This window comes from Marinobacter sp. LV10R520-4, from assembly GCF_002563815.1.
In the GTDB taxonomy this organism is placed as follows: Bacteria; Pseudomonadota; Gammaproteobacteria; order Pseudomonadales; family Oleiphilaceae; genus Marinobacter.
Genome location: NZ_PDJM01000001.1, coordinates 1 through 18,369, shown reverse-complemented (window position 1 = coordinate 18,369; position 18,369 = coordinate 1). Strand labels below are relative to the sequence as shown.

The 18,369-nt window shown below is 54.2% G+C and carries 14 protein-coding genes and 2 pseudogenes; 10 read left to right on the top strand and 6 right to left on the bottom strand.

The annotated features are described in order from the left end of the window. Window positions 1-62: 62 nt before the first annotated feature. The 3 genes from lon to ATG98_RS00060 all read left to right on the top strand — a co-directional run bounded on the left by lon (window position 63) and on the right by ATG98_RS00060 (window position 5,054). Window positions 63-2,480 carry an endopeptidase La gene (gene lon / locus ATG98_RS00070; protein WP_098418935.1) on the top strand — a complete coding sequence of 806 codons (2,418 nt, stop codon included), beginning with the start codon at window positions 63-65 and terminating at the stop codon, window positions 2,478-2,480. A gap of 253 nt (window positions 2,481-2,733) precedes the next feature. Beyond that, window positions 2,734-3,006, top strand: a complete 273-nt coding sequence (locus ATG98_RS00065; RefSeq protein ID WP_007352523.1) for an HU family DNA-binding protein — start codon at window positions 2,734-2,736, stop codon at window positions 3,004-3,006. Window positions 3,007-3,200: 194 nt separating this feature from the next. Further along, a complete protein-coding gene (locus ATG98_RS00060; protein ID WP_098421862.1) occupies window positions 3,201-5,054 on the top strand; it encodes a SurA N-terminal domain-containing protein in 1,854 nt (617 codons plus the stop codon). Window positions 5,055-5,195: 141 nt separating this feature from the next. Here the strand turns inward: ATG98_RS00060 and ATG98_RS00055 are convergent, their stop codons facing one another. Further along, window positions 5,196-6,083 (bottom strand): MurR/RpiR family transcriptional regulator, encoded by an 888-nt coding sequence (locus ATG98_RS00055; protein WP_098418933.1) that lies wholly within the window; start codon window positions 6,081-6,083, stop codon window positions 5,196-5,198. Window positions 6,084-6,261: 178 nt separating this feature from the next. On the opposite strand from ATG98_RS00055, the gene zwf reads away from it, so the two are divergent. The 6 genes from zwf to ATG98_RS00030 all read left to right on the top strand — a co-directional run bounded on the left by zwf (window position 6,262) and on the right by ATG98_RS00030 (window position 11,455). Further along, window positions 6,262-7,737, top strand: coding sequence for a glucose-6-phosphate dehydrogenase (gene zwf / locus ATG98_RS00050; protein WP_098421861.1), 1,476 nt, complete (start codon window positions 6,262-6,264; stop codon window positions 7,735-7,737). Continuing rightward, window positions 7,724-8,449, top strand: a complete 726-nt coding sequence (gene pgl, locus ATG98_RS00045) for a 6-phosphogluconolactonase (RefSeq protein ID WP_098421860.1) — start codon at window positions 7,724-7,726, stop codon at window positions 8,447-8,449. The genes zwf and pgl overlap by 14 nt, the downstream gene beginning before the upstream one ends. Next, on the top strand, window positions 8,446-8,754 hold the full coding sequence (locus ATG98_RS00040) for a hypothetical protein (protein ID WP_228705974.1): 309 nt from the start codon (window positions 8,446-8,448) through the stop codon (window positions 8,752-8,754). The genes pgl and ATG98_RS00040 overlap by 4 nt, the downstream gene beginning before the upstream one ends. A gap of 188 nt (window positions 8,755-8,942) precedes the next feature. Continuing rightward, complete coding sequence (locus tag ATG98_RS22660) at window positions 8,943-9,896, top strand: SAM-dependent methyltransferase (RefSeq protein WP_267283822.1); 954 nt, start codon at window positions 8,943-8,945, stop codon at window positions 9,894-9,896. Continuing rightward, window positions 9,890-10,255, top strand: coding sequence for a class I SAM-dependent methyltransferase (locus ATG98_RS22655; protein ID WP_267283821.1), 366 nt, complete (start codon window positions 9,890-9,892; stop codon window positions 10,253-10,255). Before ATG98_RS22660 ends, ATG98_RS22655 begins: the two co-directional genes overlap by 7 nt. An 18-nt stretch (window positions 10,256-10,273) precedes the next feature. Beyond that, window positions 10,274-11,455, top strand: a complete 1,182-nt coding sequence (locus ATG98_RS00030; RefSeq protein WP_143751416.1) for an NAD(P)/FAD-dependent oxidoreductase — start codon at window positions 10,274-10,276, stop codon at window positions 11,453-11,455. Window positions 11,456-11,524: 69 nt separating this feature from the next. Here the strand turns inward: ATG98_RS00030 and ATG98_RS22895 are convergent, their stop codons facing one another. The 3 genes and pseudogenes from ATG98_RS22895 to gap form a co-directional block, all read right to left on the bottom strand. Beyond that, window positions 11,525-11,656 (bottom strand): DUF2141 domain-containing protein, encoded by a 132-nt coding sequence (locus ATG98_RS22895; RefSeq protein ID WP_218925819.1) that lies wholly within the window; start codon window positions 11,654-11,656, stop codon window positions 11,525-11,527. Between the two features lie 657 nt (window positions 11,657-12,313). Next, a pseudogene (gene pyk / locus ATG98_RS00020) lies at window positions 12,314-13,760 on the bottom strand (pyruvate kinase). A 68-nt stretch (window positions 13,761-13,828) separates the two neighbouring features. Next, a pseudogene (gap, locus tag ATG98_RS00015) lies at window positions 13,829-14,833 on the bottom strand (type I glyceraldehyde-3-phosphate dehydrogenase). 560 nt (window positions 14,834-15,393) lie between these two features. On the opposite strand from gap, the gene ATG98_RS00010 reads away from it, so the two are divergent. Then, window positions 15,394-16,587 carry a porin gene (locus tag ATG98_RS00010; RefSeq protein WP_098421859.1) on the top strand — a complete coding sequence of 398 codons (1,194 nt, stop codon included), beginning with the start codon at window positions 15,394-15,396 and terminating at the stop codon, window positions 16,585-16,587. Window positions 16,588-16,788: 201 nt separating this feature from the next. Here the strand turns inward: ATG98_RS00010 and ATG98_RS22810 are convergent, their stop codons facing one another. Continuing rightward, window positions 16,789-17,226, bottom strand: a complete 438-nt coding sequence (locus ATG98_RS22810) for a glycerol-3-phosphate dehydrogenase C-terminal domain-containing protein (protein WP_323807758.1) — start codon at window positions 17,224-17,226, stop codon at window positions 16,789-16,791. A gap of 5 nt (window positions 17,227-17,231) precedes the next feature. Further along, a complete protein-coding gene (glpD, locus tag ATG98_RS00005) occupies window positions 17,232-18,215 on the bottom strand; it encodes a glycerol-3-phosphate dehydrogenase (protein WP_323807745.1) in 984 nt (327 codons plus the stop codon). Between the last annotated feature and the right edge of the window lie 154 nt (window positions 18,216-18,369).

Sequence of the window (18,369 nt, the reverse complement as noted above, 5' to 3'; positions counted from 1 at the left end):
ATGTTACGTTTATTAAAACTCTTTATTGATACTTTTAATTATACCCCGTCAGAGGATTCCCTATGACCCGGACACCCGAAGAAACCGTGAAAGTTTACCCACTGCTCCCGTTACGCGACGTGGTGGTGTTCCCGCACATGGTTGTGCCTCTGTTTGTGGGCCGAGAGAAGTCTATTCAGGCGCTGGAAGCCGCGATGGAGCGCGGCAAGGAAATCCTGCTGGTTGCCCAGCGTGATGCCGCCACAGACGACCCCGGCGTAAGCGACGTTTTCAACATTGGCACTCTGGCCACCATATTGCAGATGCTGCGGCTGCCAGACGGCACAGTGAAAGTGCTGGTGGAGGGCAACGAACGTACCGCCCTGGAACAGATCGAAGATGGCGACTACCTGATAGCACACGCCCGGATTCTGCGCGAAGAGCCCTTGCCGGAGCGCGAAGAAGAAGTGCTCAGCAAGACCTTGATGGAAGAGTTCGAGAAGTTTGTAAAGCTGTCCAAAAAGGTGCCGGCCGAGGTTTCTGGTGCGCTCAACGGGATTACCGGCGTAGAACGCCTGGTGGACACCATTGCGGCCCACCTGGACCTGCAGATTCCGCAAAAGCAGGAGCTGCTTGAAGCGCTGGATACCCGTGAACGCATTGAACTGCTGCTGGGCAAGCTGGACGGCGAAATTGACCTGATTGAAGTGGAAAAGCGCATTCGTGGCCGGGTCAAAAAGCAGATGGAACGCAGCCAGCGCGAGTATTACCTGAACGAACAGATGAAGGCCATCCAGAAAGAAATGGGCCAGATGGGCGACGGTAATAACGACTTCGAGGAGTTGGAACAGAAGCTGGAAGACGCCGGCCTGCCGGAAGAAGCCCGCAAAAAAACTGAAAGCGAGTTGAACAAACTGAAAATGATGTCGCCCATGTCGGCGGAAGCCACAGTGGTTCGTGGCTACATCGACTGGATGCTGGCGGTGCCCTGGAAAAAGCGCAGCCGCGTGCGCCACGATATCGACAGGGCCCGTGAAATACTCGACGAAGATCATTACGGCCTGGACGAGGTAAAAACCCGCATTCTGGAATACCTGGCGGTACAAACCCGGGTGAAGAAGATCAAAGGGCCGGTGTTGTGCCTGGTAGGGCCTCCTGGCGTGGGTAAAACCTCTTTGGGGCAGTCCATTGCCCGTGCCACCAATCGCAAGTACACCCGTATGGCCCTGGGTGGCGTACGTGACGAAGCCGAAATTCGCGGCCACCGCAAAACGTACATCGGCGCTTTGCCTGGCAAGCTGCTGCAGAAACTGGCCAAAGTCGGGGTGAAAAATCCGCTGTTCCTGTTCGATGAAATCGACAAGATGGGCATGGACCAACGTGGAGACCCCGGCTCGGCGTTACTGGAAGTGCTGGACCCGGAACAGAATCACACCTTCAACGATCACTATCTGGAAGTGGATTACGATCTGTCGGATGTGATGTTCGTGTGCACCTCGAACTCGATGAATATTCCGTCGGCGCTGCTGGACCGGATGGAAATTATCCGCATTCCGGGTTACACCGAAGATGAAAAAGTGAATATTGCTCTGCGTTACCTGCTGCCCAAGCAGATAAAAGCCAACGGCCTGCGCGACAAAGAACTGGATCTGCCAGAAGAAACCCTGCGCGACCTGGTGCGTTACTACACCCGCGAAGCTGGCGTACGTGGCCTGGAGCGCGAGATTGCCAAGATCTGCCGTAAGGTGGTGCGTGAGCACGTCTCAAGCGGCGATAAGAGCCAGGTGGCGATAACGCCGGCGATGCTGGAAGACTATTCTGGCGTACAGAAATTCAAATACGGCCTGGCAGAAGACAGTAACGAAATTGGCCAGGTGACCGGTCTGGCCTGGACTCAGGTGGGCGGCGAATTGTTGACCATTGAGTGTGCGCTTACGCCGGGTAAAGGTCGGGTGGTGAAAACCGGCTCCCTGGGCGACGTTATGCAAGAGTCGATCCAGACGGCATTAACCGTCGTCCGCAGTCGCGCTAAGGCGCTGGGTATTGCCGACGATTTCCACGAAAAACACGATTTGCACGTGCATGTGCCCGAGGGCGCGACGCCAAAAGACGGCCCCAGCGCCGGTATAGGTATGTGTACAGCACTGGTGTCGGCGTTAACCCGTAACCCGGTGCGTAGCGATGTTGCCATGACCGGTGAAATAACCCTGCGGGGCCGGGTTCTGCCCATTGGCGGGTTGAAGGAAAAGCTGCTGGCAGCGCACCGGGGAGGCATCAAAACGGTTATAATTCCTGATGAAAATGTCAGGGATATCAAGGAGATACCTGAAAACATCAAAGAGTCTCTGGAGATCCGTCCGGTTAAATGGATTGACGAAGTGCTGGACATTGCGTTGGTGTATGCGCCGGAGGTAATGGCGGGTGATATTGCCGAAAAAACAGCCGCCAAGGCCGGTTGTGATGACGACGCAGAAGCGAAGGAACGCCCAAATACGCACTAAACCCGACATGAATTGTTGACACACGGAAGAGCCCATTGGTATAACTGTTTCGCCGTGAAGCAGCCTGTATCAAGGGCTCCCGCGTTTTATAAAGCTATTCCGACTAACGGTTTACCGCTCCGACTAACGGATTGTTGCCGCAAGGAATAAAAATAATTGCCGAATGGAATTCTGTAAACGTATGTGCAATAGTCTCTGCGTTTGAGATCCACCGACCTATGACATCTTCAACCTGAAATCGAAGGGGTTTAGTGTGAACAAGTCCGAACTTATTGATGCAATTGCAGAGTCCGCTGATATTTCCAAAGCCGCCGCTGGCCGTGCTCTGGATGCCATGACCACCTCCATCACCAGTGCCCTGAAAAAGGACGACCAGGTAACGTTGATTGGTTTTGGCACATTCTCCGTGAAAGAGCGAGCTGCCCGCACTGGCCGTAACCCGCAGACAGGCGCCGAGATTCAGATTAAGGCCTCTAAAGTGCCTGGCTTCAAAGCAGGTAAGGCCCTGAAAGACGCCGTTAAGTAACGGGTTTTTCGTCGGCAGCTCCGCGTTTTGGAGCTGCGCCAGAAATATTAAAGGCGCATTCCACACTGAATGCGCCTTTTTACGTTAGCCACGCAAGATTTACGTTAACAACGCCAGATCTGCGTCAATGACGATAAAAAATTCGCCGGCATTCGCTGGCACAGTACGACCTTGAACAGGGATTCGGGAGACACATGCTTCAAGATATGCGGGAAAACGCCCAGGGCACCATTGCCAAGGTTATTATCGGCTTGCTGATTTTATCGCTTTCCGTTTGGGGAATGGACGCCATTATTGGCGGCTTCGGTGGCGAACCGGAAGTGGCTACGGTGAATGGCCAAGACATTACCGAGCGCGAATTTTTGCGGGTGGTGCAGCTGGAAAGCCAGAACCGTCTGTCCCGTATGGAGCGGCCGGATCCTTCGTTGTTAAACGAAGATCAGATTCGTGTCGACGTACTGCAGGCACTGATTGAAGAACAGGTGTTGGCGCAAGATGCAGACAGGCAGGGCCTGGCTTTGTCTGATGCCGATATTGATGCGCTGATTACCCAGATGCCCCAGTTTCAGGTAGACGGCCAGTTCAATCGCGATCAGTTTGTGGCTACCGTGCGCAATGTGGGTATGGGTGTTGGCGAATTCCGCGACGCCATACGCGAGCAAACCGTGGTAAACCAGATTCGCGCCGGTATCGTTGCCAGTGGCGTTGCCACCAGCAGTAACATTACGCGGCTGATGCAGATTCAAAATCAGACCCGTGATTTCCGCCTGCTCAACATTTCTGCCAGTGCCGTGGCGGACCAGGTAAACGTCAGCGCCGATGACATACAGGCGTTTTACGACAGCAATCCGAACCTGTTTCAGCAGCCCGAGCAAGTCGATGTCAGTTATGTTGTGTTATCACTGAACGCGCTGGCTGACGCCATCGTCATTAGTGACGAAGAGCTCCTGACTTATTACCAAAGCCGCGAAGCCGATCTGGCTCGCGAAGAGCGCCGGGCGGCCCATATCCTGATTGAAGACACCGCCGATGCGGACGCCGCTATTGAGAGTATCCAGCAGCGCCTGGCTGACGGTGAAGACTTTGCAGCGCTGGCGCAGGAGCTGTCGATTGATACGGTTTCTGGCGAGCAGGGCGGCGATCTCGGCTTTGCCGGTCGCGGTGTTTACGATCCGGCCTTCGATGAAGCGCTGTTCAGCCTCGAACCCGGCGTTGTTTCAGAGCCAGTGCGCACCAGCTTTGGTGTGCACCTGATCAAGCTGAACGACGTTCGTCGTTCAGACGTGCCAGCGCTGGATGACGTTGCCGCGCAGCTGCGTGACGACTTGTCCCGCGAGCAGGCACGCGAAGCCTATGCCAAGGCACGTACAACACTGGCAGACTTGGCTTACGCGGCCGACAATCTGGAAGGGCCTGCGACAGACCTTGGCCTTGAGCTTCGCCAGGCGGACAAGATTACCCGCAACGGCGGCGGTGAGCCGTTTGACCATGCCGGACTGGTACGCCAGTTGTTTTCGGAAGACGTATTGAACGGTGGCTACAACACCGAGCTGATTGAAGTTGCCGAAAATCGTGCTGTAGTTGCCCGCGTGCGGGTTTATCGCGGGGCCGAGGTGCTGCCGCTAGTTGGCGTAGAAGACGCTATTCGAGGCAATCTCGAGGCCGAGCAAACCCGAACCGCGCTTGTTGCCCGTGCCAGCGAAATAGCTGCGCAGCTTCAGGCTGGTGAGTCGTTGCAGGATATCGCTGGCGATAGCTGGACTGCCTACAGCGAACAGCCCCGCAGTGCGCCGGAGCTGGGTGGTGGGGTTATGCAGACGGTCTATGCGATGCCCCGCCCGCAGGAAGGCACAGTCAGTTATGGCCACACTGTTAGCGGTAACAATGCGGTGGTCATCGCTCTGGATAAGGTGAATGAAGGCGAGGTAGACACCGACAGCACCGAATACGTGCAACTGCAGGAGTTTCTGGCCTCGCTTGACGGCCAGCGCGAATATACGGCCTACCAGCAGTGGCTGCGGAACAACGCCGAGGTGGAGCGTCCGTAGTGCAGGTTTAGTGCACAGCTAGAATAACGTCAGGAAAAAGCCAGGGCAGGATGACGCCTAAGGCCAGTAAAAAGCCCGAACCGGACAACCGGTTCGGGCTTTTTTGTTTCTGACGTCAAAGTAGCTTTAGGGCATGGGCGGTCAGGGTTGCGTCAGGGGCAGGCGGGTAGGGCGCAGGCTTTCCTTGATTTTTTTCAGGTGGCTGAGAAAATCCGGGCCGCGCTTTAAGGTCACCCCGGTGGCCAGAATGTCGATGACGGTAAGCTGGATAATACGGGACGACATGGGCATATACACTTCGGTATCTTCCGGCGAAATCACCGGCAACACCACGCTGGACACTGCCGCCAGAGGCGATTGAGGGTTGGTGATGCCAATGACCGTGGCGCCGTTATCCCGGGCAATTTGCGCTATTTCCACGGTTTCCCGGGTGCGGCCGGTGTAAGAGATAGCCACAATTACATCGCCCACGTGGGAGCCTGCAGCCACCATGCGCTGAATCAAGGCGTCGTCGTAGGTGGTAACGGGTATGTTGAAACGGAAAAACTTGTGCTGGGCGTCCATCGCCACCGACGCCGAGGCTCCCATACCAAAAAAGCTGATCTGCTTGGCTTGAATCAGCGAATCGATGGCCTGGGCCAGCGCCTTGGCATCCAGCGTCTGGCGCGCCTTATCCAGGCTCGCCATGGTACTGAGTATGATCTTGTCGGCAAACTGTGCCACTGTGTCGTCAGGCTCAACGTTCTGGCCAACATAAGGCGTGCCGGTGGCAATGCTTTGTGCCAAGCGAATCTTGAAGTCGGGAAAACCGGTGGCGGAAAACCCGCGGCAAAAACGGTTTACCGTCGGTTCGCTGACGTCAGACGCCCGCGCCAGCGCGGCAATGCTGTAACGGGTTGCGGCGCTGGGGTCGCGCAAGATGGCCTCGGCCACCTTGCGCTCGGATTTGTTGAGCTGCTCCAGCCTCTGTTGAATATCCTCAAGCAGATTATCATCCCGGCGGGAATGGGTGAGGGTAGTTGCAGCCATGCCTGAAGCTCCCTGAATACGTTGTTTAACGCGAAATGTTTGATACGAAATGTTTGATGCCAAATTTTAAAAATTATACCCTGTTTGACAGAATGGTAGTGTAGTAAAAGTGTCGGAAGTGGGGTTAAATGATCAGATGCTCCGATTTTAGCGACGATTATTGGATAAAATTACTACAATGACCAAATCAGACCCTACTCGCTGCGACTTGATGATTTTTGGTGCTCTGGGCGACCTGGCCAACCGCAAGCTGTTTCCGGCGCTCTACCAGCTTGAGCGCGCGGAATTACTGGCTGAAGGGAGTCGTATTCTTGCACTGGCCCGGCGCGAACACAGCAGCGCCGACGTACGCCAGCAGATTGCCGATAACTTGCGCCAGCGGGTTCCGGATGAAGAGTTTGAACAGGCAATTGTAGAGCGCCTGTTACAGCGGGTGGAATACCGCAGCCTTGATTTCAGTTGCCGCGAGAGTTACCCGGAATTGAACGGTTGGCGTGACAGCGTCAATAACAATCTGATTGTGTACATGGCTACACCACCGTCGTTGTACGGGGTGATTGCGCGCAATCTGCGAGATTCCGACTGTTGCAGTGAGAACATTCGGGTGGTGGTTGAGAAGCCCATTGGCCATGACTTGCAATCGTCGCGGGTCATTAACGATGCCTTGGCCGAGGTGTACTCTGAAAGCGAGCTGTTCCGCATTGACCATTATCTGGGCAAAGAGACCGTACAAAATCTGATTGCCCTGCGTTTCGCCAACAATCTTTTTGCCTCCCAGTGGGATCAGAACCACATTTCCCACGTGGAAATCACCGTGGCAGAAAGCCTGGGTATTGAAGGGCGCTGGGGCTATTTTGACAAGGCCGGGCAGCTGCGCGACATGATTCAGAACCATCTGTTGCAGCTGCTGTGTCTGATTGCCATGGATCCGCCGTCTGATTTGTCAGCAGACAGCATTCGCGATGAAAAAGTGAAAGTGCTGAAAGCCCTGCGCAAAATCACGCCCGCCATGATGGAACATTATGCGGTGCGCGGGCAGTACACCGCAGGCTCCAGCGAGGGTAAAGCGGTGCCGGGATACCTTGATGAACAAGGCGCCGATAAATCCAGTGACACTGAAACCTTTGTCGCCTTGAAAGTAGAAATCGATAACTGGCGCTGGTCCGGAGTACCATTTTATATCCGCACCGGTAAACGGCTGCCGGAAAAATTTTCCCAGATTGTGATTCATTTCAAACCGGCACCGCATTACATATTTGACCCGGACCAGAAACATCTGGCCAACAATAAATTGATTATTCGCCTGCAGCCAGACGAAGGTATGGCGCTGAAAATATTGACCAAAGACCAGGGCCTTGATAAAGGCATGCGCCTGCGCCAAGGGCCGCTGGAACTGACCTTCGCCGAAACGTTTGCCAAGGTTCGTATCCCTGAAGCCTATGAGCGGCTGCTGTGGGAAGTCATGAAAGGCCACCAGTACCTGTTTGTGCGCCGCGACGAAGTTGAACACGCCTGGCGCTGGATAGACCAGATCATCACCAACTGGCAAGACAGTGGCGAGCCACCAAAACGTTACGCTGCAGGTGGTTGGGGGCCGGTGGCGTCGGTAGCGTTAATAACCCGTGACGGACGAAGCTGGTATGAAGATGTCTAAACCCTTATTACCCAATGGCGTATTTTGGCATTCGGCGGCAACGCCCGCCGACCTTGCCCGGAAACTGGCAGAGCAGATTGCGTTGCTTCTTCGCCAACGTCTTCACGCAGCGCCGCGGGCCAGTTTGGCGTTGTCTGGCGGCAGTACACCGGTTTTGCTGTTTAAGGCTTTGGCCCAGCAAGAACTGGACTGGCAGCGGATAGACATCGTGCAGGTAGACGAACGTTGTGTTGAGCCGTCGCACCCCGACAGCAACAGCGCCCAGATACGCCAGCATATGTTGCAGGGGAGGGCTGCGGTGGCGCGTTTTCACCCACTGTATGATAACGCCCCAAGCCCGTCGGCTGGCCTGGGAGCAGTTTGCCAACGCCTTGAAGCCGTGAGCTGGCCGCTGGACGTGGTGGTGCTGGGAATGGGCAACGACGGCCATACTGCGTCCTTGTTTCCTGATGCGCCGGAACTGGCCGCCGCCATGGCGGAGCAAAACGGCAGCAAATTGGCCGCGATAACACCACCCCAACAAGCCCAGGCGCGAATCACCCTGACCCGAAGCGCCATTGCCGGCGCCTGTGATTGCTTTCTGCACATTCAGGGCGACGACAAGCTAGCCACTCTGACTAAGGCGCTGGCCGAACCTGATAACTGGGCGCAAATGCCAATCCGCGCGTTTCTGCGGTCGGGTTTGCACATTTTTTGGAGTCCTGCACAGTGACTTTATTGATGAATGCCCAAGCTCACGCACAGCGCCAACGGCTAGACGACTTCGTCCGTCTGTCGCCGTTGCTGCCGGTGATCACCATTAATCACCCAGGCACCGCCGTGCCCCTATGCGAGGCGTTGATGCAGGGTGGTCTCACGGTGTTTGAGATTACTCTGCGCAGTGAATACGGTCTGGATGCGATTCGTGCTCTGCGCAAAGCGCTTCCTGACGCTGTTATAGGTGCGGGTACGTTGTTAACGGTAGAACAGTATAAGCAGGCAGAGCCTGGCGGCTTTCGGGCTCAAGCTGTGGGATGAAAGCCAGGGGAAAATGGTCGCTTTTCCCTAGCAACTGAAAAAGGGGAATTACGTGACAAAACCCGCCTGTTTTCTATACTGACACTGGGTGTCATCGGTATGTTTCGGGAAGTGGCTATATTGGGCGCATTTACGTGAGACGTACCGAACAAGTGAATGCCAGCAAGCATCAGGGAGCGAGAGGATCTATGAGCCAGAGCACCAGGAAAGCAGACACCCTGCAGGAGCAACCGTCTAACCGGCCCCATAAGTTATCTATAGCGGTTCCAGAGGAAGGCACGGATCGCAAGCCCCACAGTTACGAACGCTGGCTGATCGCGAAGTTGTTGAGAATGGCAGGCAATCCGCCCGTTCGCTTTCAGCTTTGGAATGACGAAATCATTGAATCGGACCTCATCATCGCCAGTTTTACCCTCCGGCTGGCCGATCCCAAAGCCCTCTATCAATTGGTCAGCAACCCCAACCTCGCCTTCGGTGACCTCTACAGCTCCGGGCGGTTAAAAGTTGAAGGGGATCTGTCAGACCTGATGACAGCGCTGTATCGAACTGTGCACAAAGCCAGGGAAAAGTGGCCAAAATGGCTTGAAGCTGCATGGCGCAACCATAACCCCCGCTCTACCAGCGTTTCAGATGCCAGGGAGAACATTCACCACCACTACGACCTTGGCAACGAGTTTTATAAGCTCTGGCTCGACCACGCCGAAATGCAGTACACCTGCGCCTACTACGAAAGCCCGGACCTGTCCCTGGAGCAGGCACAGCTGGCAAAGCTGGAACACGTTTGCCGGAAGTTGCGGCTCCAACCCGGCCAGACCGTGGTCGAGGCTGGCTGTGGATGGGGCGGCCTGGCACGGTATATGGCCCGCCAATACGGTGTCAAAGTCCACGCCTACAACATCTCTCGGGAGCAATTGGCCTTTGCGCGCGCGGAGGCTGAAAAACAAGGCCTGAGCCATCTGATCGAATACATTGAGGACGACTACCGTAACATCGAGGGCCAGTACGACGCGTTTGTTTCTATCGGCATGCTGGAGCATGTGGGCAAGGACCATTACGGCGAGATGGCCCGGGTGATTCGTCGTTCCCTTAAACCAGAGGGTATGGCGCTGCTGCACAGTATCGTCGAAACCGCCCGATGTTGATGAATGCCTGGATTGAGAAGCGTATTTTCCCCGGCGCCTACCCACCCAGCATCGGCGAGTTCATGAGCATTTGTGAGAGCGGCGATTTCTCGGTGCTGGACGTAGAGAACCTGCGGTTGCACTACGCCGCCACCCTGGAGCACTGGATGAAACGATTTGAAAGTGTTCAGGACCAGGTCACCGAGCTGTATGACGCGCACTTCACCAGGGCGTGGCACATGTATCTGGCGGGCTCTACTGCGGCCTTCCGGGCGGGCTCTCTGCAACTGTTCCAGGTTGTGTTCACCCACGGGGATAACAACAACCTGCTCCCGACCCGCAAACATCTCTACAGCTTTCCCGCTGCGCCGGAGGCCTAGCAGATATGGAGCCCATCCATGGATCACTATGACATCATCGTTATTGGCGGCGGCCCTGCGGGATCAACCCTGGCCTGGTCGCTGGAAAAAAGCGGTAAACGGGTGCTGATAATCGACAAGCAGAATTTTCCGCGGGATAAAACCTGTGCTGGCTGGGTGACGCCGGCCGTGATGGATACGCTGGAAATCGATCAGGACGATTACGCCCGAGGGCGAACCTTACAGCCCATCAGTGCTTTCCGAATCGGTATGATGGGTCAGGCTCCTGTCGACAACGATCATGGTGAAACGGTCAGTTACGGTATTCGCCGCTGTGAGTTCGATGCCTATCTGTTGGACCGGGTGAGCGCCAGCAAGCAGTTGAACACTCCGGTTAAATCCATCGAGCAGAAAGGCCGCAACTGGGTGATCAACGACACCTTTGAAGCCCCACTATTGATTGGAGCGGGCGGTCATTTCTGTCCCGTCGCCAAAAAACTGGGACACGGCCCCGGCAGCCATGAAACCGTGGTAGCCGCAAAAGAAATCGAGTTCGAAATGACCCCCGCCCAGGCCAGCGCCTGCCAGGCCCGGGGCGATACACCGGAACTCTGGTTCTGCCGTGACCTGAAAGGCTATGCCTGGGTATTCCGCAAGGGCAACTTTCTGAATATCGGCCTTGGTCGTGAGGACAGTCACAAGCTGACGGATCACCTCAATGACTTTGTTGACGACATGAAAGCCCAGGGTCGCGTTCCCGCAGACCTCCCAGGGCGGTTCAAGGGTCATGCCTACCTGTTGTATGCGCACGCAGAGCGGCCGTTGGTAGATGACGGCGTAATGTTGATTGGCGATGCCGCTGGCCTCGCGTATACCCAAAGTGGCGAAGGTATTCGTCCCGCCATTGAATCGGCATTAATAGCCGCAAACGTGATCCGGCAAGTGTCTGATGTATCAGCCCGCAATCTGGAGCGATACGGCGAGGCGATTTCCGAGCGCTTTGGCACCCGCGCCCTGAACGATCAATCCAGCTGGCAAATCCCCGACTGGGTAAAGCTGCCCCTGGCCAGCGGCCTGATGCGGTCCCAGTGGTTTACACGCAAAGTGGTGACCGAAAGTGGTTTTTGCACCAGCAAGTACCGCCGCTGGAGTCTGCACTGTAGTTTCCCTGCAGCCATCGCGGGCTCTGATGAGGCGAGCGTCGGATCGGGCATCACGTGAGAATGGGTCAGACCCCACATTTCACGGAACACGATAGGTGTAACTCAGTAATTCAGCTGATGGTCAGATCTAAGTTTCCCCCTTCGTACGGAAAGCGGGCTGCTTCGAACGAAGGCGCACCCATGAAGGCGCTTGCACCGTTTGAAACCCGTAGCCTTCCGTGGGGATTCCTATGCCGTTGGTGCCAAGCTTGCCGTCCATATTTTCATCATTGAATGACGGCAAGGGAATAAGTCCCCGGCGGTATGTCTACAAATCGCAACGCGCCTCCGTATCCTGCACCTTCGTCATTATGATATTGGTCGCTGACTGCAGAAACTCAGTAGGAAAGCCCTCTGACGTTTTGAAAAGCGCGCAAGCTACTGCTCCAGTGCTGTTCCTGATGTCCAGAATCTTCACGTGAATGCCAGGGCACGATGATTGCGCAAAGGTGATCGCGGGAAAAGTCGCCAATACTAGCACTGTCAACAATGCTACAAACCGAGCCCTCAGGGGTGGCAGCGTCACTGCGGGGTGCCTGACAGTGGAGGCCAACACGGACTTGCAATTAGTTGACTCACTCATGAGTTTCCTCTTAGGTCCGATTTTTGACGTTTTTAGACATTATTTAATGTAATCGGGAAATTACTCAATTCCAAACGATAGTTCTTCTATAAGTAGGCGTCAATCGCTGGGAAACAGTATTTCATGAAGCTATTAGGTGTTTAGGATATCGGGCGTGTGTGGATAACCTCGTGTCCCCATTGCCGAGAAATTCGGACTAGGCTCAGCTCACGCTTAAAGTTCACGCGGCAAGACTTTGAAACGCTAAAAACGCCAGCAAGCTGGCGTTTTTTAATTCTGAATAACCCGCATTTTTTAATGCAGGTGTTCACCTACCCGCAGAATTTGCATGGAGTTGGTGCCGCCTTGGGCATTGGTAAAGTTGCCTTTGGTGATGATAACCAGATCGCCGTCCTTTCACCACGCTTTGCTTCACCAGTTCCTCAACCGCCTGGTTATGGTGTCTTCCGCCGCAAAGTTGGCGGCATCAAAGGGCACGGTTTGCACGCCACGGTACATTACTACCCGGTGCTGGGTGGTTGTGATGGCGTGAAAACGCGTAAATCGGCAGGCTGGACTTGATGCGAGACATCAGTCGCGGGGTTGCACCGGTTTCGGTCAGGCAGATGATCGCGGCTATACCGTTCAGGTGATTGGCCGCGTACATAGTAGAAAGAGCAATGGCTTCATCTACCCGACCCATGGATTCGTGCATCCGGTGTTTGGACTGGTGCATGGAAGGGTGTTTCTCCGCACCAATACAAATTCGTACCATGGCGGATACCGCTTCCACCGGATAATCTCCACAGCGGTTTCTGCCGACAACATCACGGCGTCTGTGTAATCCATCACCGCGTTAGCCACATCCGACACTTCGGCGCGGGTGGGCATGGGGTTGGTGATCATCGACTCCATCATCTGGGTGGCGGTAATCACCGCGCGGTTAAGAATCCGCGCGCGCTGATAATGTGCTTTTGCACACCGACCAGTTCGGCATCGCCGATTTCCACTGCCAGATCGCGCGGGCAACCATGACCACGTCAGACGCTTCGATGACCGCATCCAGTGCGGCGTCATCGTGGGCCAGCTCGGCGCGTTCAATTTTTTGCCACCAGCCCCGCTTCAGAGCCGACTTCTTTCAGCAAACGACGGGCCGTGTGCATGTCTTCGGCGTTGCGAACGAAAGAAACAGCAACATAATCCGCGCCCAGTTTGGCGGCGGTAACGATGTCTTGCTTGTCTTTCTCGGTCAGGGCCTCAGCTGACAGGCCGCCACCGCGCTTGTTCAGACCCTTGTTGTTAGATAGGGGCCCACCGATCAGAACCGTGGAAGTGATGCTGTGATCGTCTACCGCGTCTATTTGCATTTCGATGCGGCCGTCGTCCAACACCAGAATGTCACCGGGTTTTACATCGCGAATCAGCTGTTCGTAATCGATGCCGACGCAATCGGAGGTGCCAGCGTCTTTGTCCATGGTGGCATCCAGCACAAAGGTTTGGCCGGCGGTCAGGGTGACTTTATTGTCGCGAAAGCGGGCAATGCGCAATTTTGGCCCTTGCAGGTCGGCCATGATAGCGACAAAACGGCCCTGGGCCTTGGCGGTGTCGCGCACCAGGCGCGCGCGCTTTCATGATCTTCCGCCGTGCCGTGGGAAAAGTTCAGGCGGGTAACGTCGACACCTGCAGCAATAATAGCGCCCAAAGATTCGGGGCTGTCGGTAGCGGGACCAAGGGTGGCAACAATTTTTGTACGCCGGAGCATAGTGGGTGTCCTATTAGTATGTGAAGGTGTTTCGCTTCCGCGATCAGGCTGGTTGTCGGCTTGTGGCTTCACTGGCTGGCTTTGATCAGTGCAGCAGCATTATCCAGCATTCGGTTCGAGAAACCCCACTCATTATCATACCAAGCCATGACTTTTACATGACGCCCGATCACGCGCGTGTGGTTGGCATCAAAAATACTCGAACGCGCGTCGTGGTTAAAATCAACGCTGACCAGTTTTTCCTGGTTATACCCCAGTACGCTGTTTTTGTCAGCCGCGGATTTTACCGCTGCGTTGACTTCCTCTACGGAGGTGTCGCGGTTCGCGATAAAACCAAAGTCGACCAGCGATACATTAATGGTCGGCACACGAATCGCCAGGCCGTCCAGCTTGCCGTTCAGTGCCGGAATGATTTTACCATCGCGGCGGCCGCACCGGTTTTGGTAGGGATCATCGACTGGGTGGCCGAGCGCGCGCGGTACAGGTCTGAATGGTACACGTCGCTCAGATTCTGGTCGTTGGTGTAGGAGTGAATGGTGGTCATCAATCCGCTTTCAATTCCGACCGCGCTGTTCAAAGCTTCGGCGATGGGTGCCAGGCAGTTAGTGGTGCAGGAGGCGTTGGAAATAATGTGATGGTCGGCGTTCAGAATCTGGTCGTTTACACCGAAAACCACCATAGCGTCGGCGTCTGGCTGGGTGCAGAAATAATCACCTTGCGGGCGCCAGCTTGTAAATGCTTTTGCGGCTTTTTTCCTCGTGGGTGAACAGCCCCGTGCATTCCAGTACTACGTCTACGCCCAGTTCTTTCCACGGCAGGTCGGCGGGGTTGCGGATTGCGCTGATGGCAATGCGGTCGCCGTTTACGCTGAGGGAGTCGGCATCGTGGCTTACGTCGGCAGCAAAGCGCCCGTGAACACTGTCATACTTGAGCAGGTGAGCGTTGGTTTCGGCATCGCCCAGGTCATTAATAGCGACCACCTGCATCTGCTCGCGATAATTGTTCTCGTAAAGAGCGCGAAGCGTGTTGCGGCCAATGCGGCCAAACCCGTTAATTGCGATTCGGATGGTCATATTCTTACTCCTGAACGGATGGTTTTTATTCGGAAATATACCTGATGTAGTAAATGTATCAACAAAACGCAAAAAAATGAACACTGAAACCCGTAAAATGTTAGAAATCGAACGTAAAACTACGTTCATAGCCGAAATAATCAAAATGAACCTGGCAGCATCTCATCACGGCCATGACCCGTGAACTGTTTGGTTGGATGCGCTGCGGCTATGTTTGTTTTCGCACAAAACTATTTAAAACGCGTTATTAGTAAGTTCGCTAACGAATTTATTTCAATTTTTTTAGTTTTCGATAAGTACTTATAGAACAATATTTTAATGTGATTTCAATGGGCAGTTAGCGCATCTAAAGTCACGCAAAGCGAAATAACTTCGATCAAAAACTTTCCATTTTGTCATTCGAGGGGTTAGATTTGTTGTGTCCGAATATTCTGATTAAAAACGAAAGCACAATATTCGTTCACGAATCGGGCTGTTGTGCTTGCACCCAAGGGAGCGCCGCCGGCGCTGCAACGGTACAGCAGCTTGAGATCTGGCACTAATAACAACAGGAAGCTGACATGATCGATAAAAACGCATTTGCGGATACTCCCAGCCGTCGTCCACTACGCAAGGCGCCTTTGGCGGCTGCGCTGTCACTTATGGTAGCAGGGATGGCCTCACCGGCAATGGCGGAGGTTTCATTTGAATCTGATAACGGTTGGAAAGTGGGTGTTAATGGCCACTTGCCGGTTTTTGCTGTTTTTGGCAATTATGACGAACCGACTGACGAAGATTCATTTACTATCACCACAGGTTTTAATCCGGCAACACTGCAAACCAACATTTACGCTCCGGAGATGAACGGTCTTCAGGTGTCTGGCCACTTCCAGATGAATGCTAACCTAGCGCCGGGTGATGCGGACGACGATTTCCGTAGCCGGGTGTCTGAAATTGCTGTAGCTGGTAACTTTGGTACCGTTAACATCGGTAAGGGTTTTGGTATTTTCGGAACACCAGCTATCGGTGATAACGGCAGCGGTTTGGGTGTCGGTTTGATCGGTGGCCCGGACACAGATACAGCCACTGCTGGGCGCATCGGTAACGGCTATTTCTATGCGAACTTTACGCCGCGAGTGATCTACACATCGAATGATTTTGGTGGCCTGCAATTTAAAGTGGGCTTATTCAGCCCGTCGAAGTTAGGTGATAAGGATGTTCCGGCAGCTCTTGACGCAAATAATCTGACACCAGCTGAGCAGGCTGCTATTGATGGGTTTAACAGTGCTGAATACACCATGCCGCGTATTGAGGCCAATGTGGTTTACACTGCAGACAACTTCTCGTTATGGTCTAGCGGTTTTACTCAAGACATAGACTTTAGAGCCGGTGGTAAAGACTACACCATGTCCGGTATTGACTTTGGTGGTTCTGTTTCATTGGGGGACCTGGCCGTTCGTGGTAACTACTCGATGACCTCAGGCACAGGTAACGCGGTATTTGCCAATCGCTTCGATCCTGACGAAGAAGATGCGAGCCAGTGGTACGTTGAGACAACGTATAAGATCAACAAGACCACGCTGGGCGTAAGCTACGGTGAAGGTGAAGATGACATCGTAGCCGGCAACGGTAACGACACGGATCTGACCATGTTGTTCGCTCGCTACGCAGCTACGGACAACTTCACTTTGTTGGCTGAGTACACGACTCTTGGCACAGGAAACGGTGAAGGCGAATACAACGCCATCATCTTTGGCTCACAGCTAACGTTCTAATGCCGATGGTTTGAAGAAGGAAGGGTTCTGTTATCAGAACCCTTCAAAGAAGTGGAAAAAGACTGAGTGGGGTTCTCAGTCTTTTTTTTTGCCTGAATTTTGTCTGAATATCAGGCAAAAAAAAGCTCCGGGCGGAACAATCCGGCCGGAGAAAAGTGCCTGAAAGAATACCAGGCACTGTGGTGGAGAAGGTTTACTGCTTTAAGCTGCTGCCCTGTCTGCCAGGTAGCTGTCCAATGCCTCAACTTCGCTGTCTGATGCGTAGAGTCCTTGCTTGGTGCGGCGCCAGAGGATGTCTTCGGAGGTCATGGCCCATTCGTTGTTGATCAGGTGCTCTACTTCTTTCTCATAGAGCGTGCCCACGAAGTGCTTGCCAAGATCGTCTACGCTAGCGCAGTTGCTCAGAATATCCCGTGAGGTTGTGCCGTAGGTGCGCACGTAGCGGCTGACCAGGTTTTCTGGCAACCAGGGATAGGTCTCATTGAGCGCAGCGGCCAGATTAATCTGGTTATCAAAGTCGCCACCCGGAAGTACGGCAGTCTTTGTCCAATGGCCCCGGTTGTTTTTGAAGAAGTGGCAAATTTTATCGGTGGCCGCTTCCGCCAGTTTGCGATAGGTGGTGATTTTGCCACCAAACACCGAAATCAACGGCGCTTTGTTTTTCTCTTCGCTGACTTCAAAGGTGTAGTCGCGGAGGCTTTCTGTGCGTTCTCTTCTTCGCCGTCCATCAGCGGGCGCACGCCCGAATAAGACCAGACCACGTCAGAAGGTTTCAGCTGTCGCTTGAAGTGCTCGTTCACAATTTTTAGCAAATAGGTGGTTTCTTCCGGTGAGATTTTGGCCTTCTTCGGGTCGCCTTCGTATTCCACGTCAGTGGTGCCAATCAGCGAGAAGTTATCTTCGTAAGGAATCACGAACACAATGCGGTCGTCTTCGTTTTGAAGAATATAGGCTTCTTCTTCCTGGTTCAGGCGGGGTACAACAATGTGGCTGCCTTTTACCATGCGGATCATCTTCGGTGCCGGCATCGACAGGCTCTCGCCAAACAACGAGCTTACCCAGGGGCCAGAGGCGTTCACGATGCACTTGGCAGAAATTATCTGATCTGCGTTTGTGTCGGTGTCACGAAGGGTAATTTGCCATTCGTCGCGACCGCGTTCAGCGTTTACGCACTTGGTGCGAGTCAAAATGGTGGCGCCGGACTGCTGGGCTTTTTTAGCGGTCAGTATCACCAGCCGTGCGTCGTCTACCCAGCCATCAGAATATTCAAAGCCGCGGGTAATATCCGGTTTTAACGGACCGGACTCGTCAAAACGGATTGACTTGGAGCCGGGCAAAATTTCCCGCTTGGCCAAATGGTCATAAAGAAACAAACCTGCGCGAATCATCCACGCGGGGCGTAAGTGCGACCGGTGTGGCAAGCGGAAGCGCATGGGCCACATGATGTGAGGAGAATTGCGCAAAAGAGACTCGCGCTCGGCCAGTGCTTTTTGCACCAGGCGAAATTCATAGTGTTCCAGATAACGCAGTCCGCCGTGAATAAGCTTGCTGCTGCTGGATGACGTTGCCGAAGCTAAATCATTCATTTCGCAAAGCAGTACTTTCAAGCCTCGGCCGGCGGCGTCCATTGCGATGCCTGTACCATTTACGCCGCCGCCAACTACGACGACGTCATAACGTTTGGTGATCTACAGTCATTGTCGGTCATCTCCTGATGCCATTGGAAAAGACGCTTTCTTGTTATGCGCACTTTTCAGTGTTCATACGCGCTACAAAGCGTAT